At 67.8% G+C, this 14,246-nt stretch carries 12 protein-coding genes; 5 read left to right on the top strand and 7 right to left on the bottom strand.

The features are described 5' to 3' along the window. Positions 1 to 57: 57 nt before the first annotated feature. From JHD82_RS00450 to JHD82_RS00440, 3 genes are all read right to left on the bottom strand, one after another. Positions 58 to 891, bottom strand: coding sequence for a BPSS1780 family membrane protein (locus JHD82_RS00450; protein ID WP_012207126.1), 834 nt, complete (start codon positions 889 to 891; stop codon positions 58 to 60). Between the two features lie 146 nt (positions 892 to 1,037). After that, positions 1,038 to 1,994: a homoserine kinase gene (locus JHD82_RS00445; protein WP_199135111.1), complete on the bottom strand. Its 957-nt coding sequence runs from the start codon at positions 1,992 to 1,994 to the stop codon at positions 1,038 to 1,040. A 126-nt stretch (positions 1,995 to 2,120) separates the two neighbouring features. Continuing rightward, positions 2,121 to 2,492, bottom strand: a complete 372-nt coding sequence (locus tag JHD82_RS00440; protein ID WP_013800945.1) for a hypothetical protein — start codon at positions 2,490 to 2,492, stop codon at positions 2,121 to 2,123. Positions 2,493 to 2,564: 72 nt separating this feature from the next. Here JHD82_RS00440 and polA point away from each other — a divergent pair, with 72 nt between their 5' ends. From polA to JHD82_RS00425, 3 genes are all read left to right on the top strand, one after another. Further along, on the top strand, positions 2,565 to 5,408 hold the full coding sequence (gene polA, locus JHD82_RS00435; RefSeq protein WP_012207123.1) for a DNA polymerase I: 2,844 nt from the start codon (positions 2,565 to 2,567) through the stop codon (positions 5,406 to 5,408). A gap of 57 nt (positions 5,409 to 5,465) precedes the next feature. Beyond that, on the top strand, positions 5,466 to 6,362 hold the full coding sequence (locus JHD82_RS00430; RefSeq protein WP_012207122.1) for a dienelactone hydrolase family protein: 897 nt from the start codon (positions 5,466 to 5,468) through the stop codon (positions 6,360 to 6,362). Between the two features lie 172 nt (positions 6,363 to 6,534). Next, positions 6,535 to 7,368, top strand: coding sequence for a ZIP family metal transporter (locus tag JHD82_RS00425; protein WP_034396735.1), 834 nt, complete (start codon positions 6,535 to 6,537; stop codon positions 7,366 to 7,368). Between the two features lie 28 nt (positions 7,369 to 7,396). Here the strand turns inward: JHD82_RS00425 and JHD82_RS00420 are convergent, their stop codons facing one another. Both JHD82_RS00420 and JHD82_RS00415 read right to left on the bottom strand, forming a co-directional pair. Beyond that, positions 7,397 to 8,059 carry a response regulator transcription factor gene (locus tag JHD82_RS00420; protein WP_097201526.1) on the bottom strand — a complete coding sequence of 221 codons (663 nt, stop codon included), beginning with the start codon at positions 8,057 to 8,059 and terminating at the stop codon, positions 7,397 to 7,399. After that, positions 8,056 to 9,468, bottom strand: coding sequence for a cache domain-containing protein (locus JHD82_RS00415; RefSeq protein ID WP_012207119.1), 1,413 nt, complete (start codon positions 9,466 to 9,468; stop codon positions 8,056 to 8,058). Before JHD82_RS00415 ends, JHD82_RS00420 begins: the two co-directional genes overlap by 4 nt. 647 nt (positions 9,469 to 10,115) lie before the next feature. Here JHD82_RS00415 and JHD82_RS00410 point away from each other — a divergent pair. Together JHD82_RS00410 and JHD82_RS00405 are read left to right on the top strand one after the other, a co-directional pair. Next, a complete protein-coding gene (locus JHD82_RS00410; protein ID WP_012207118.1) occupies positions 10,116 to 10,586 on the top strand; it encodes a Rid family detoxifying hydrolase in 471 nt (156 codons plus the stop codon). 27 nt (positions 10,587 to 10,613) lie between these two features. Continuing rightward, positions 10,614 to 12,098, top strand: coding sequence for an aminotransferase class V-fold PLP-dependent enzyme (locus JHD82_RS00405; RefSeq protein ID WP_088163943.1), 1,485 nt, complete (start codon positions 10,614 to 10,616; stop codon positions 12,096 to 12,098). A 159-nt stretch (positions 12,099 to 12,257) separates the two neighbouring features. Here JHD82_RS00405 and JHD82_RS00400 read toward each other — a convergent pair whose 3' ends face one another. Further along, on the bottom strand, positions 12,258 to 13,019 hold the full coding sequence (locus tag JHD82_RS00400) for a LytTR family DNA-binding domain-containing protein (RefSeq protein ID WP_012207116.1): 762 nt from the start codon (positions 13,017 to 13,019) through the stop codon (positions 12,258 to 12,260). After that, positions 13,000 to 14,154 carry a sensor histidine kinase gene (locus tag JHD82_RS00395; RefSeq protein ID WP_065345621.1) on the bottom strand — a complete coding sequence of 385 codons (1,155 nt, stop codon included), beginning with the start codon at positions 14,152 to 14,154 and terminating at the stop codon, positions 13,000 to 13,002. Before JHD82_RS00395 ends, JHD82_RS00400 begins: the two co-directional genes overlap by 20 nt. Positions 14,155 to 14,246 lie beyond the last annotated feature (92 nt).

Genomic DNA, 14,246 nt, shown 5'->3' with positions numbered 1-14,246 from the left:
ACGGTCCAAAGAAAAAGCCCCTTGAAAGGGGCTTTGTGGGGTGCAGTGGCGAAGCGCTCAGCCGGACAGTCCGGGCGGCGCAGGCGGCTCGGTGCCGATGGCGTCGCTGCCATCGCTTTCATCGGGCGCTGCAAAGCAGTCGCGGAAGGTGAAGACGATGGAGGTGAAGAACATGGCGGCCAGCAGCATGGCCGTGCCGATCATCAGGCCGTTGGCAATGCTGCCCAGCACCTGGGCCAGCACGGCCGAGATCAGGGCCATCACGATGCCGGCCACGATGAACACGCCCATCCAGCTCAGGCCGAAGACCACCAGCGCGCCGATGTTGCGCACACAGGCCACCAGGCTGAAGAACACGGCCTTGACCGGGGGCACGTTGTGCCAGTGCACCAGCCCCGGCGCGTGCCAGAACAGCAGGGACAGCGGCAGGTACAGGCCCATGCTCAGCCACATGGCGGCCTGGAAGTCGGGCGACTCGGCGATCTCGCGCGTCAGCGGCTCGCCGCCCAGGTAGACGTTGGCAAACTGGCCGTCGTCCACCAGCATGGACAGGCCCATGATCAGCAGGAAGCCTGCCGCATACATGGCGCCCAGCGTGAGCATGGAGTTCAGGCGCTGGCGCCCGGTGCGAAAGGCCACCAGCAGCAGGGCCGGCGTGGGCGCACGCCCGTGCGATGCCTCGGCTGCCGCCACCATCATGGCCAGCGAGGTGGCCGGCAGCAGGCCCAGCGCGATCACGGGGCCGATCAGCGGCAGCACCGTGACCAGCGACATGGCCGCCATCGACAGAAAGAACAGCGCCGCCAGTGCCAGCGGCTGCTGGCGGAAGGTGCGGATGCCCTGCTGCACCCATTGCAGGCCGGTACGGGCGGGAACGATGAGAAGTTTCATGGGGTGAGGAAGTCGGGGCGCCTGGATGGGGCATGGCCTCTGGCATGGGCCGCGCCGCTGGCGCCCGAACGGGGACTGTACCCGAGGACGCGCGGCCCGTGGACCGCAAAGCCCTCTGTCGGCCGCGCTGTGGCGGTCTTCGGACGTCAGTCCAGCGCCACCGGGTGGGCCAGGCGCTGGCGCAGCACGCGCTCGAAATGGGTGGGGTCGTGGGGCACGAGCATGGAGGCCTCGCGCGGCAGGTGGAAATCCCACAGGCGGGAAATCCAAAAGCGCAGCGCGCCCGCGCGCAGCATGGGGTTGAACAGCTCGCGCTCGGCGGCGGTCAGGGGGCGCACCGACTGGTAGGCGTCGATCATGGCCCTGGCCTTGGTGGCGTCATGGGCGCCGGTGGCGTGTTCGATGCACCAGTCGTTGAGGCACACGGCCAGGTCGAACAGCCAGCTGTCCACACCTGCGAAGTAGAAGTCGAAGAAGCCGGTCAGGCGCTCGCCCTCGAACATCACGTTGTCGCGGAACAGGTCGGCGTGCACGGGGCCGCGCGGCAGCGCCGCATAGGCGGACGAGGCGGCCACATGGTTCTGGAAGGCCAGCTCGGAGCGCAGCAGGTCGGCCGTGGGGGCGTCGATGTGCGGGATGACCGTGGGCACGGTCTCGTTCCACCAGGGCAGGCTGCGCAGATTGGGCTGCTGGCGATCGTAGTCGCGTCCGGCCAGGTGCATGCGCGCCAGCATCTCGCCCACGGCGGCGCAGTGCGCGGGCTGGGGCGCCAGCTCGCTCTTGCCGGGCAGGCGGTTGACGATGGAGGCCGGCTTGCCGCACACGCTCAGCAGGATGTCGCCGCTGCGCGTCTCGGCCTGCGGGTCGGGCACGGGAATGCCGGCCTGCGCCAGGTGCTTCATCAGGTACAGGTAGAAGGGCAGTTGCTCGGCCGTCAGGCGCTCGAACAGCGTCAGCACCCACTCGCCCTGTTCGGTGGTGAGAAAGTAGTTGGTGTTCTCTATGCCGCCCTGGATGCCGCGCAGCTCCTTGAAGGAACCCAGGGACATGCGGCGCAGCAGCTCGCGCGCATCTTTGTCGGAGACTTCGGTGAAAACGGCCATGTTTGCATTGCCGGCCAGCGCGGCTCGGCGGAAATCGTTGTCGTCAGATATGGAAAGAGGGCAGCGCCGTCAGGTGCTGCCCCCTGGGATGCCGCCGGGCCGGTGGCCCGGACAGTCCGGCGAGGATCAGAACTTCTTGAGGTTCCAGACGCGCGTGCCGTTGGTGCCGTCGCCATCGCCGCGGTTGCGCGAGGAACGGGCGCCGTCGTTGGACTGCACTTCATACGAAGGCATGTCGCCGACCTTGGGCTGCACGGTGATGCTGCGGGTCTGGCCGCCCACGCGCAGCTCGTCAACGCGGCTGCCGCCATCTTCCACATGGATGTGTTCCACGCGCTGATTGGTTCGGTCGCGGCCCTCGGGCTTGGCCGTGTCCGGCGCGGTCTGCTCGGTCGCCGCCGCAGGAGCGGTGGAGGCAGCCGGGGCAGGCGTGGGGTTCTGGGCCAGCACGGAACTGGCGGCCAGGGTCAGGAAGATGAAAAGTGGAGCGGCGCGCATAGGCTCCATTGTAGAACTTGCAGCGGGCGCTGTCCCGCCCTGTCACCCTGCCGGCGCGTGCACAATCGGCGCATGAGCAATTCCAAGACCCTGGTGCTGATCGACGGCTCCAGCTACCTCTACCGCGCCTACCACGCCATGCCGGACCTGCGCGCTGAGCCCGGCAACCCGGAAAGCCCTGCCACGGGCGCCATCCGCGGCATGATCAACATGCTCCAGGCGATCAGGAAGGAAGTGGCGGCCGACTACGCCGTCTGCGTGTTCGATACCAGCGGACCCACCTTCCGCGACACGCTCTACCCCGAATACAAGGCGCACCGCTCGCCCATGCCCGACGATCTGCGCTCGCAGATCGAGCCCATCCATGAAGTGGTCCGCCTGCTGGGCTGGCCCGTGCTGGCCATCCAGGGCGTGGAGGCCGACGACGTGATCGGCACCCTGGCCAAGACGGCCGCCGCCCAGGGCGTGAACGTGGTGATCTCCAGTGGCGACAAGGACCTGTCCCAGCTGGTGGACTCCCACATCATGGTGATGGACACCATGAGCGGCAAGCGCCGCGACGTGGCCGGCGTGACGGCCGAGTTCGGCGTGCCGCCCACGCAGATGATCGACTACCAGGCCCTGGTCGGCGATGCCGTGGACAACGTGCCCGGCGTGTCCAAGGTGGGCCCCAAGACGGCCGTCAAGTGGCTGGCCGAGCACGGCTCGCTCGACGGCCTGATTGCTGCGGCCGACGGCATCAAGGGCGTGGCCGGCCAGAACCTGCGCGATGCCATCGCCTCGGGCCAGCTGGCGCTGAGCCGCCAGTTGGTCACCATGAAGACCGACTGCGACCTGAGCGCCGAAGTGCCCACCCTGCCGGTGCTCGACGCGCTGGCGCCGCGCGAGCCCGATACCGCGCCGCTGCGCGACTTCTATGAGCGCTACGGCTTCAAGGGCCTGGCGCGCATGCTCGGCGGTGCCGCGCCCGAGCCCGATGCGCTGGAAGCCGTCAAGGCCGGCCGCAAGCCAGCGGCCAAGCCGCGTGCCGACCAGTCCACGGGCGACATGTTTGCCCAGGAGCAGGCCGAATCCGACGACGCCACCACCGAGGCCGAGGCCGTCCAGCAGCGTCCGCTGGACTATGACGTGGTGCTGACCTGGGAAGCGTTCGACCAGTGGCTGGCCAAGATCAACGCCGCCGAACTCACGGCCCTGGATACCGAAACCACCTCGCTGGACGAGATGCGTGCCGAGATCGTGGGCATCTCGCTGAGCGTGGAGCCCGGCGCCGCTGCCTACATCCCCCTGCGCCATGCCGGCCCCGATGCGCCCGAGCAACTGCCGGCCGACGAAGTGCTGCAGCGCCTCAAGCCCTGGCTGGAGGATGCGGCCCGGCCCAAGCTGGGCCAGCACGTCAAATACGACCGCCATGTCTTCGCCAATGCCGGCATCGAGGTGCACGGCTATGTGCACGACACCATGCTGCAAAGCTATGTGCTGGAAGTGCACCGCCCGCACGGCCTGGCCAGCCTGGCGCTGCGCCACACCAACCGCACGGGCATCAGCTATGAAGACCTGTGCGGCAAGGGCGCCCACCAGATCCCGTTCGCCCAGGTGCCCGTGGACAAGGCTGCCGCCTATGCCTGCGAGGATGCCGACCAGACCCTGGACGTGCACCGCGTGCTGTGGCCGCAGCTGCAGGCCAACGACGGCCTGCGCGGCGTCTATGAGCTGGAGATCGCCACCAGCGAGGCCCTGTTCCGCATAGAGCGCAACGGCGTGCTCATTGATGCCGCCACGCTGGCCAGGCAGAGCAACGACCTGGGCCAGCGCATCGTGCAGCTGGAGCAGGAGGCCTACGACATCGCGGGCCAGCCCTTCAACCTGGCCAGCCCCAAGCAGCTGGGCGAAATCTTCTTCGACAAGCTGGGCATGCCCGTGGTCAAGAAGACGGCCACCGGCGCACGCAGCACCGACGAAGAGGTGCTGGAGAAGCTGGCCGAGGACTATCCGCTGCCCGCCAAGCTGCTGGAGCACCGCAGCCTGTCCAAGCTCAAGGGCACCTATACCGACAAGCTGGCCCAGCTGGCGCTGCCGCGCACGGGCCGCGTGCACACGCACTACGCCCAGGCCGTGGCCGTGACGGGGCGCCTGTCCAGCAACGACCCCAACCTGCAGAACATCCCCATCCGCACGCCCGAAGGCCGGCGCGTGCGCGAGGCCTTCATTGCCGCGCCCGGCCATGTGATCGCCAGCGCCGACTACTCGCAGATCGAGCTGCGCATCATGGCCCACCTGTCGGGCGACGAGTCCCTGCTGCGCGCCTTCCACGAAGGCCGCGACGTGCACCGTGCCACGGCATCGGAAGTCTTCAACGTGGAGCTGGAGCAGGTCAGCAGCGAGCAGCGCCGCTATGCCAAGGTCATCAACTTCGGGCTGATCTACGGCATGAGCAGCTTTGGGCTGGCCAAGAACCTGGGCATAGAGACCAAGGCTGCGGCCGCCTACATCGACCGCTATTTCCAGCGCTATCCGGGCGTCAAGCGCTATATGGACGAGACGGTGGAATTCGCGCGCGACCACGGCTACGTGGAAACCGTCTTCGGCCGCCGCCTGTACCTGGTGGACATCAACGGCGGCAGCGGCCCGCGCAAGAAGGCGGCCGAACGGCAGGCCATCAACGCGCCCATGCAGGGCACGGCGGCCGACCTGATCAAGAAGGCCATGGTGGCGGTGCAGGCCGAGCTCGATGCCAGACAGTCCGAGGTCCGCGTCATCATGCAGGTGCACGACGAACTGGTGTTCGAGCTGCCCGAAGGCGAGTCGGACTGGGTGCGCACCGAGATCCCGCGCCTGATGGCCGGCGTGGCCGACCTGAAGGTGCCGCTGCTCGCCGAGGTGGGCCTGGGACCCAACTGGGACAAGGCACATTGAGCTTCACGCAGGCATCGTAGACTTGGCCGGTTCTCAACCACCACCAAGGAGAGATGCATGCGTGACGATCAGCAGCAAGACCTGAAGGCCCTGGTTCCGGGGCGCAGCAGCGAAGAGGGGCCCACGCGGCGCCTGGCATTGCAGACGGCCCTGGGCCTGGGCTATGCCGCAGCGGCCACGCCGCTCATGGCGCAGACCGCCATCTCCACGCCGGCCGACGGCCTGACGGCCGGTGAGGTGCATTTCACCGTGAACGGCTTCAAGGTGCCCGCCTACCGCGCCGCGCCCGCGGGCAAGAAGAATGTGCCCGTGGTGCTGGTGATCTCCGAGATCTTCGGCGTGCATGAATACATTGCCGACACCTGCCGCCGCCTGGCGCGTGCCGGCTACCTGGCCATTGCCCCCGATCTGTATGCGCGCCAGGGCGACCCCAAGACCTATACCGACATCGCCAAGCTCATGAGCGAGCTGGTCTCCAAGGTGCCCGACGAGCAGGTCATGGCCGACCTGGACGGCGCCGTGCAATGGGCCGGCACCCAGGGCGGCGATACGGCGCGCGTGGCCATCACGGGCTTTTGCTGGGGCGGGCGCATCACCTGGCTGTATGCGGCCCATGGCCCGGTCAAGGCCGGCGTGGCCTGGTACGGCCGGCTGGAGGGCGCCAAGACGGCGCTGCAGCCACGCCATCCGCTGGAGCTGGTCTCCAGCCTCAAGGCGCCGGTGCTGGGCCTGTATGGCGGGCAGGACACGGGCATTCCGCTGGAATCCGTGGAGCGCATGCGCGAGGCGCTCAAGCAGGGCTCGGCAGCGGCCAAGGCCTCGGAGTTCGTGATCTACCCGGAGGCGCCCCACGCCTTCCATGCCGACTACCGGCCCAGCTACCGCGAGCAGGCTGCGCGCGACGGCTGGCAGAAAATGCTGGCCTGGTTCAACAAGAACGGCGTCGCGCCCTGAGCTTTTTCACGCAGGGGGGCTTGACAGCTTCTGTAGGCTGAAACCGAGGGCACCCGACACCGTGGCCTGCTTCCTTCATGGGATCGCAGGCCACGGCTGCGATGGGGCCTGTCTTTCTGCGAGAATTCGCGGGTTTCGCCTGCAAGGGCATACGGTTGAAGCACAAATCGCTATGACATTGGTAGCAATCATTCTGGCCACCCTGGCCGCCGGTATTGGCAGCGTCTGGGTGGCCGCGTTGTTGATGGGGCTGGGAGGCAATCGCTCGCCGGGCATGATGCCGCAGCGGCTGTTGAGCCTGGCGGCGGGCGCGCTGCTGGCCACGGCCTTCATGCACCTCTTGCCCGAGGCCTTCGAGAGCGAGGCAGGCGCGCATGACCTGTTCGTGACGCTGCTGGTGGGCCTGGTGTTCTTTTTCCTGCTGTCCAAGGCCGAGCTGTGGCACCACGGGCACGAGCACGGCGCGCCGCCGGCCCATGAGCATGACCACCACGAACATCACGATCACCAGGGCCACGCCCATGACCATTCCCATGACCACCATCATGGCCACCGCCACGGCGGCTGGGCGGTGCTGACCGGCGACAGCGTGCACTGCTTCGGCGATGGCGTGCTGATCGCCTCCGCCTTCATGGCCGACATGCGCCTGGGGCTGATCGCTGCGGTGTCGGTGCTGGCCCACGAGGTGCCGCACCACATGGGCGACATCGTGGTGCTGCGCCAGTCCAGTTCCAACCGGCGCGTGGCGCTGATCAAGGTGTCCATGGCCGGGGCCGTGACCACGCTGGGCGGCATTGGCGGCTATTTCCTGGTGGGACAGCTGCAGGAACTGCTGCCGTACTTCCTGGCCGTGGCCTCCAGCAGCTTCATCTACGTGGCGCTGGCCGACCTGATTCCCCAGCTGCAAAAGCGCCTGAGCGCGCGTGAGACCGTGGCCCAGGTGGGCTGGCTGATGCTGGGCATCGTGCTGGTCACCGTGGTCAGCCGCGCGGCGCACGCGCACTGAGGCTGATGTTGAGGCTGAGGCGCGGGTCCTAGCCTGCGCGGGCCTCCTGGGGTGCCGTCCCCAGCAGGTCGGCGTAATCCACCGCGTACTTGATGAAGGCAGCATGGCCGTCGATGCGCAGCTTGCGGCGCAGGTGCAGGCGGTGGGTTTCCACGGTGCGCACCGAGGTGCCCATGAGCGCGGCGATTTCCTTGTTGGAGCGGCCCTCCGAGATCCACTGCAGCACGCTGGCCTCGCGCGGCGTGAGGGCGCGCCGGGGCCCGGACGCGCTGCCGTCTTCCTCGGCCACGGGCTGCAGGCCGGGGCTGAAATACAGGCCGCCGGCGTAGACCCGGTCTATGGCCTCGATGAGCTGCTGCGCAGGCGCGTCCTTGAGCACATAGCCGCGCGCGCCCAGCGCCACGGCGCGGCGCACGTATTCGGGATCCTCATGCATGGACAGCACCAGCACGCGCACCAGGGGGAACTGATCGCGGAACAGCGCGGCCAGGTCGATGCCGCTGGCGCCCGGCATGCGGATGTCGGTGACCACCAGGTCGGGCGACAGCTCGCGGGCCAGCGGCAGGGCCTGGTCCACGCTGGCGGCTTCGCCCACCACACGGATATGGTCCGTGGCCTGCAGGCGCATGGACACGCCGTCGCGCACGAGAGGGTGGTCGTCCACCAGGAGGATGCGGATCATGGGGTTCATGCAGCGGCCCGTGGGAGTTCGAATTCCGGTGAGGGAGACAGCGGCATGCCGCCATCGCGGTAGAGCACGGCGACCAGCCGGGTGCCCCGGCGCCCCGAACTGATGGACAGATGGCCGCCCAGGCCTTCGATGCGCTCGCGCATGTTGCGCAGGCCGATGCCGCCCTGGCGGTCGCGCTGCACGCGGCGCATGTCGAAGCCCTGGCCGTCGTCGCTGACCTGCAGCACCACGCGGCGGCGCTGAAAGTGCAGGCTGACATCGATGCGCGTGGCCTGGGCATGGTTTTGCGCATTCGTCACGGCCTCCTGGGCCACGCGGAACAGGGCCGTGGCATGGCTGGGCGGCAGAAAGCGCGTCTCGCCGCGGCAGCCGAACTGCATGCGCAGGCCGTCCTCGGCCTGCATTTGCTGGCTCATCAGCGCCAGGGCCGGGGCCAGGCCCAGGTCGTCCAGCAGGGCGGGGCGCAGGCCGTGGGAGACACGCCGTATCTCCACCAGCGCGTGGTTGAGCTGCTCCAGGCCCTGGTCCACCATGCGCTGGGCCGTGGCCGGGTCCTGCGCGGCCAGCCGCCTGAGCTGTGCCTGGGCCGTCTCCAGCAGGAACTTGGAGGAGACCAGCACCTGCACCACGCCGTCATGCAGGTCGCGCGCCACGCGCGTGCGTTCCTCTTCCTGCGAATGCACCACGCGCTGGGCCAGCCGCTGCAGCTTGTTGCTGGACACGCGGTGATCGCTGAGATTGAAGACCAGCCCCGCCACGCCGATGAGCACGATGCACAGCGCCGCAATGCCGAAGATGCGCCAGCGCGTGGCCGCGATGTTGGCCTGGGCGCTTTCGTCGATCTGGCGCAGCGCCTGCTCCACATCGTCCAGGTACAGGCCCGTGCCCAGCGACCAGCCCCATTCGGGCACCGTGGCCACGTAGGCGAGCTTGGCCTCGGTACGCAGCGATGACGGTTTTTGCCACTGGTAGCGCACCAGGCCGCCGCCGCTGCGCGCGGCGTCCAGGATGATCCGGGCGGGCCCTGCGCCGCCGGGGCTGTTGGGATCGCACAGGTCCACGCCCGACAGGCCCATCTGGCGCGCATCCAGCAGCACGTTGCCGTGTTCGTCGTAGACAAAGAAGTAGCCGTCCTCGCCGAACTGCATGCGCGACAGCATCTCCAGCGCCTGGCGCCGCTGCACGGATTGCTCCTCGCCGCTGGACTTGATGCGCGTCAGCGCCGTGGTCGCCAGCTGGACGTAGTGGCGCAGCTCCGTCTCCTTGCTGTGCAGGTAGGCGGTCTCGACCAGTTCCCGTTCCTGGTGGGCCAGCTCCAGGGTCTGGTGCTGCACGGTCGCCGCGACCAGGCCCAGGGCGAGCGCGATGGCGGCAATCGACAGAAGTGCAAGTTTCAGCGGAAGTTGCATGGGAGCCTGTGTGGGGTGCACCGACGATCTTTTCCGCCCAGTGGCCGGGCCTTGTCAACAGGGCTTGCGCGCATGCCGCCAGCGCCAGGGCGGCGGCCTTTGAATGGCAGGCGCTGTATTTTCCAATGGCCTGTGCGCCCCGTATATCCACGCAGATTCACGCGCGCGTGAAAAGGCGTTTGAATATCCCAAGGGAAACACCATGGAAAATAGTTTTTGGGCGCGAAACAATATCCCATGGATACTGGAAATCCGAGATGCATTTTCTTGGTGCGTACTCCCCTTTTTGGGGTTTTGGATAATCGTTTTGCCGTATTGTGGTGCGCCGTCCCTCTGATGCCTGATGTGCTGCTTGCTGTTGAGCAGATTCCGTGCCAAACCATTGTTTTCAAAGAATGTTGAAGGGCTGCGTAGCACTGCGTGGGTCCGTGTGCGTAGTGGTGCGTAGGGGAAAATTCATTATCGAATGCTCCAGATCCCTGCCTAGAATTTCTCCGTGAAATCACGAATTCGAATCATTTTGTATCGATGATTCAGGTCACCTCTGAGGACTGGGTTAATGGTGACAAAGTGTTTCCATAACGCCAATGCAGTAATGCGTGGCACGGCAGTGGCAGCTTGTATTTTTGTTTGAGAAGGGCAATACCATGGATATTCGAACGAACCTGGGGCGCATGGCGCTGGCATGCGGGGTGGCGGTGACGGCGGCGGCGCTGGTGGGGTGCGCTGCGCCCAACAAGCGCGAGGTGCTGTCCACCACGCAGATCTACCCGGCCATCGGCCCGTACTCGCAGATGGTGGCGCATGGCAACACCATCTACTTCTCGGGCGTGCTGCCGCTGAACGCACAGGGCACGGCCATCCAGGGCGCCACCATCGAAGAGCAGACGCGCGCCGTGCTCGACCACATCGGCGCCAAGCTCAAGTCCCAGGGACTGGGCTATGAGGATGTGCTGTCCACCTCGGTCTTCATGAAGGACCTCAACGAGTTCGCCGCCATGAACAAGGTCTATGGCGAGTACTTCAAGACCGGCGCCCCCGCTCGGGCCACGGTGGAGGTGGCGCGCCTGCCGCGCGATGTGAAGATCGAAATCTCGGCCATCGTCGGCCGCCGCTGACCGCTTGCGCAACGACAGGAGGACCGCATGAACGCACGACACCCCCAGATCGCGGCCGAGCAGGCCACATCCCTGACCGCCACTGCGGCCGCCGGCGAATCCGGCTATCCCGCGCGCTGGACTTCCAAGCGCCGCGACTTCCTGCGCATGCTGGGCTACGGCACCGGCGCCGCCACGCTGGGCCCGCTGCTGGCCGCCTGCGGCAGCGGCAACGCCCAGACCTCGGCCGCCGCGCTGCGCGAGCAGCTCATGCGCGACGAGGCCTTCTGGACCGACGTGCAGAGCATGTTCATCCTCAAGCCCGAGAAGACCTACATGAACATCGGCACGGCCGGCTCCATGCCCAAGCTGGTGCTCGACGTGTTCGATACCGAAAACCGCAAGAAGGCCGCCGACTCGGGCAATGGCTACAGCAACCTGCTGGACCTGCGCAAGCAGGTGGCGCCGGGCTTTGGCGTGGATGCCGACGAACTGGCCTTCTCGGCCAACACCTCCTCGGGCATGTGCCATGCCATCCTGGGCATCGACTGGCAGCGTGGCGACGTGGTGGTCACCACCAACCACGAGCATGGCGGCGGCGACACGCCGCTGAAGATCGCCCAGGACCGCTACGGCATCGAGGTCTCGCGCATTGCGCTGCCCGTGGGCAACAACCAGACGGCGGCCACCTACGTGAACCTGTTCGACGAGCGCATCCGCGCGCTCAAGGCCCAGGGCAAGCGCGTGCGCGCCATGATGTGGTCCTCGCCCACCTACAAGACCGGCACCATGCTGCCCATTGCCGACCTGATGGGCGTGGTCAAGGCGCATGGCCTGATCAGCATCGTGGACGGCGCCCACCTGCCGGGCATGATGGCCTACAACTATGCGGAGCTGGGCATGGACTTCATGTCGGGCGCGGGCCACAAGTGGCAGTGCGGCCCGGGCTCGACGGGCATCCTCATCATCCGCAACAAGATGCGCGCTTCCAACCCGCTACCCCTGCCCAAGTGGTACCCGGTGCACACCAGCGCCTACCCGGCGCTGGAGCGCACGACCACGGCCAAGGAGACCTACGACATCGCCGCCTCGGTCACCTCCTGCGGCAGCGTGCACACGCCCATGTTCATGGCGCTGGCCCAGGCCTGCGCGCAGTGGGACAGCATCGGCCGCAAGAAGATCGAGACCTATGACCTGACGCTGTCGTCCTACCTCAAGGAAAAGATCGTCGAGCGCTGGGGCGTGGACTCGCTGTACTCGCCCAAGGACGATCCCAAGCTGCTGTCGGCGCTGACCTGCTTCAACCCGTTCCAGAACAAGGACGACGTGATGAACGGGACCAAGTCATCGACCTTCGTGGCGCGCATGCTCAGCGACTATCCGCAGGGCTTCGTGATCCGCAACTCCAACTTCCCCGTGATCGGCGCGGCGGCAGACCACTACGGCGTGCGCGTCTCCACGCACCTGTGGCATGACGCGCGGGACGTCGATCTGCTGGTGGATGCGATGTGGGATCTGTCTAGAAAAATGTAGCCCCCTGAGGCGCTGCGCGCCTTCCCCCCGAGGGGGACGACACCCTCGCTGCGGGGCGGCCCTTGCTCGGTGTCCCTCGCGTTGGGCCATGCTTGTGTTGCGGGCGTGCTTTCTGACGCGGGGGGGCTGTCTTGGGCCGGGCTCCTTGAGCCCTGCGTCTCAGCCGGGCTGTCCTTCGTCGCGGATGGCGGCGCGGACCTGGGGGAGCTGGCGGCGGGAGACCATGAGCAGTTCGGGGATGCCGTGCAGGCGCAGGGCCCAGCCTTCGCCTTCGGTGGGGTCGTCGTGGCGTTCCAGGGCGCGCAGGGCGCTGCGGGCCACCAGCGCGTTGCGGTGCACGCGCAGCAGGTGGTCGGCGTGGCGGGTTTCCAGGTCGGCCAGGGCGCCGTCGAGGATGTAGCTGCGGCCCACGGTGCGCACGGTCACGTATTTCTGTTCGGCCTTGAGGTAGAGCACTTCGGACAGGGGCAGGCGCACGGTGGTGCCCCGGTCCTGTATCAGCAGCACGGGGCCGCTGTCGCGCTCGGCCGTCTGGTGCACCGCCGTGCGTGCGGCCTTGGCCAGGGCCTGCTGCAGGCGCTCGCGGCGCACGGGCTTGGTCAGGTAGTCGGCGGCGTCCAGGTCGAAGGCCTCGACCGCATGGCCGGCATGGGCGGTGACGAAGACCACGGCAGGCGGCAGCGGCAGGCGGCGCAGTGCGTGCGCCAGGGCCAGTCCGTCCTGGCCCGGCATGTGGATGTCCAGCAGCGCCAGTTCCACGGCGCGCGGGCCCGGCGCCTGCAGCACGGCCATGGCCTGGCGCGCGTCTGCCGCTTCACTGACCTGGTGCGGGCCGGTGCCCGTGCAGGCTTCCACATCGGCCAGCAGGGTGCGCAGTCGCGCGCGGGCCAGGGCTTCGTCGTCAACGATCAGGATGTGCATGGTCCTTCTTCTTCGATACGGCCTTCGTGGGGTGGCTGGCAGGCGCAGCCAGCGGCAGGCTGATGCGCACCACGAAATGGCCCTTGAGCGTGCGCGCCGTGAGGTGGGCCTGCAGGTCGTGCAGCAGCGACAGCCGGGCGCGCACATTGGCCAGCGCAATGCCGTTGCCGCGCGTGCCAGCTGCGCTGGCGGAATCGATCTCGGTGGGCAGGGTGTTGGTGATGCGCACCTCCACCAGATCGCCACGGCGCTCGGTGCGCACCTGCAGCTTGCCGCCGCGTGCGCTGGGCTCCACGCCATGGCGTATGGCGTTTTCCACCAGCGGCTGCAGCAGCAGCGGCGGCAGCAGGGCGCCGTGGGCGGCAGGGTCCAGTTGCCAGCGCACCTGCAGCCGTTCGCCGAAGCGCACCTGCTCGATGGCCAGGTAGCGCTGGGCCAGCTCGATCTCCTCGGCCAGCGTGGTCGTGCTGTGCGGCTCGGCCAGTGCGTAGCGGAACAGGTCGCTGAGGTCTTCCAGCAGGGCCTCGGCCTTGGCGGGCTCGGCACGCACCAGGGCGATGGCGCTGTTGAGCGTGTTGAACAGGAAATGCGGTCGTATGCGCGACTGCAGCTCGGCCAGCCGCGCCTGCGTGTCGGCGGGGGTGTGGCCGCGTGCGCGCAGCACCAGGGCGGCCACCAGCAGGGCAGCCAGCAGTCCGCCGGACATGGCGCTGGCCAGCCAGGGGGCGCTGGTGCCGCCGGCCAGTTGCAGCATGGCGCAGGCATACAGCCCGGCCGCCATGCCCAGCAGCACGCCGGCCGCGTACTGCCCGGTGGACGGCAGGCGCTGCAGCGGATGCTTGAGCAGGCAGGCCGCCACCAGCCAGACCAGGGTGCCGGGCAGGCTGGCACCTGTCAGCAGGGCCATGTTCTCCAGCCACTGCAGCAGCGAGTCGGCGCCGAACATCGCAGCCGTGGCCGCCACGGCCTGCACGAAGAGCACGGCGCGCAGCACCACGCCGACGTTGCAGGCGTCGAAGACCAGCGCCGCAGGCAGGGGCGGAGGAGCGGTGGTGGGGGTCGGCTGGGTCGGCAAGGGGCGGCAGGTAGTGTTTCGGCGGGTGGGGTTCGCGCCGCATGCCCGGATTATGGTCATGCCGGGCGGGCCTGCACAGCGGTCACACCGCCCATGCAGGCCCCTGCACGGGCGTGGCGCCGCCCAGGTCGATAGAATCTTCGCTTCCTGCC

It is taken from the genome of Delftia sp. ASV31, from assembly GCF_016428765.1.
Lineage (GTDB): Bacteria > Pseudomonadota > Gammaproteobacteria > Burkholderiales > Burkholderiaceae_C > Comamonas > Comamonas acidovorans.
Note: the sequence above shows the minus strand (reverse complement) of the source record. Positions and strands in the feature narration are given on the sequence as shown.

Bases quoted from the DNA above. Each gene is read 5' to 3' on its own strand.
- JHD82_RS00445 (WP_199135111.1), bottom strand. From the start codon at position 1,994: ATGGCCGTTTTCACCGAAGTCTCCGACAAAGATGCGCGCGAGCTGCTG.
- JHD82_RS00425 (WP_034396735.1), top strand. From the start codon at position 6,535: ATGACATTGGTAGCAATCATTCTGGCCACCCTGGCCGCCGGTATTGGC.
- JHD82_RS00410 (WP_012207118.1), top strand. From the start codon at position 10,116: ATGGATATTCGAACGAACCTGGGGCGCATGGCGCTGGCATGCGGGGTG.
- JHD82_RS00400 (WP_012207116.1), bottom strand. From the start codon at position 13,019: ATGCACATCCTGATCGTTGACGACGAAGCCCTGGCCCGCGCGCGACTG.
- JHD82_RS00405 (WP_088163943.1), top strand. From the start codon at position 10,614: ATGAACGCACGACACCCCCAGATCGCGGCCGAGCAGGCCACATCCCTG.
- JHD82_RS00420 (WP_097201526.1), bottom strand. From the start codon at position 8,059: ATGAACCCCATGATCCGCATCCTCCTGGTGGACGACCACCCTCTCGTG.
- JHD82_RS00430 (WP_012207122.1), top strand. From the start codon at position 5,466: ATGCGTGACGATCAGCAGCAAGACCTGAAGGCCCTGGTTCCGGGGCGC.
- polA (WP_012207123.1), top strand. From the start codon at position 2,565: ATGAGCAATTCCAAGACCCTGGTGCTGATCGACGGCTCCAGCTACCTC.
- JHD82_RS00395 (WP_065345621.1), bottom strand. From the start codon at position 14,154: ATGACCATAATCCGGGCATGCGGCGCGAACCCCACCCGCCGAAACACT.
- JHD82_RS00440 (WP_013800945.1), bottom strand. From the start codon at position 2,492: ATGCGCGCCGCTCCACTTTTCATCTTCCTGACCCTGGCCGCCAGTTCC.
- JHD82_RS00415 (WP_012207119.1), bottom strand. From the start codon at position 9,468: ATGCAACTTCCGCTGAAACTTGCACTTCTGTCGATTGCCGCCATCGCG.
- JHD82_RS00450 (WP_012207126.1), bottom strand. From the start codon at position 891: ATGAAACTTCTCATCGTTCCCGCCCGTACCGGCCTGCAATGGGTGCAG.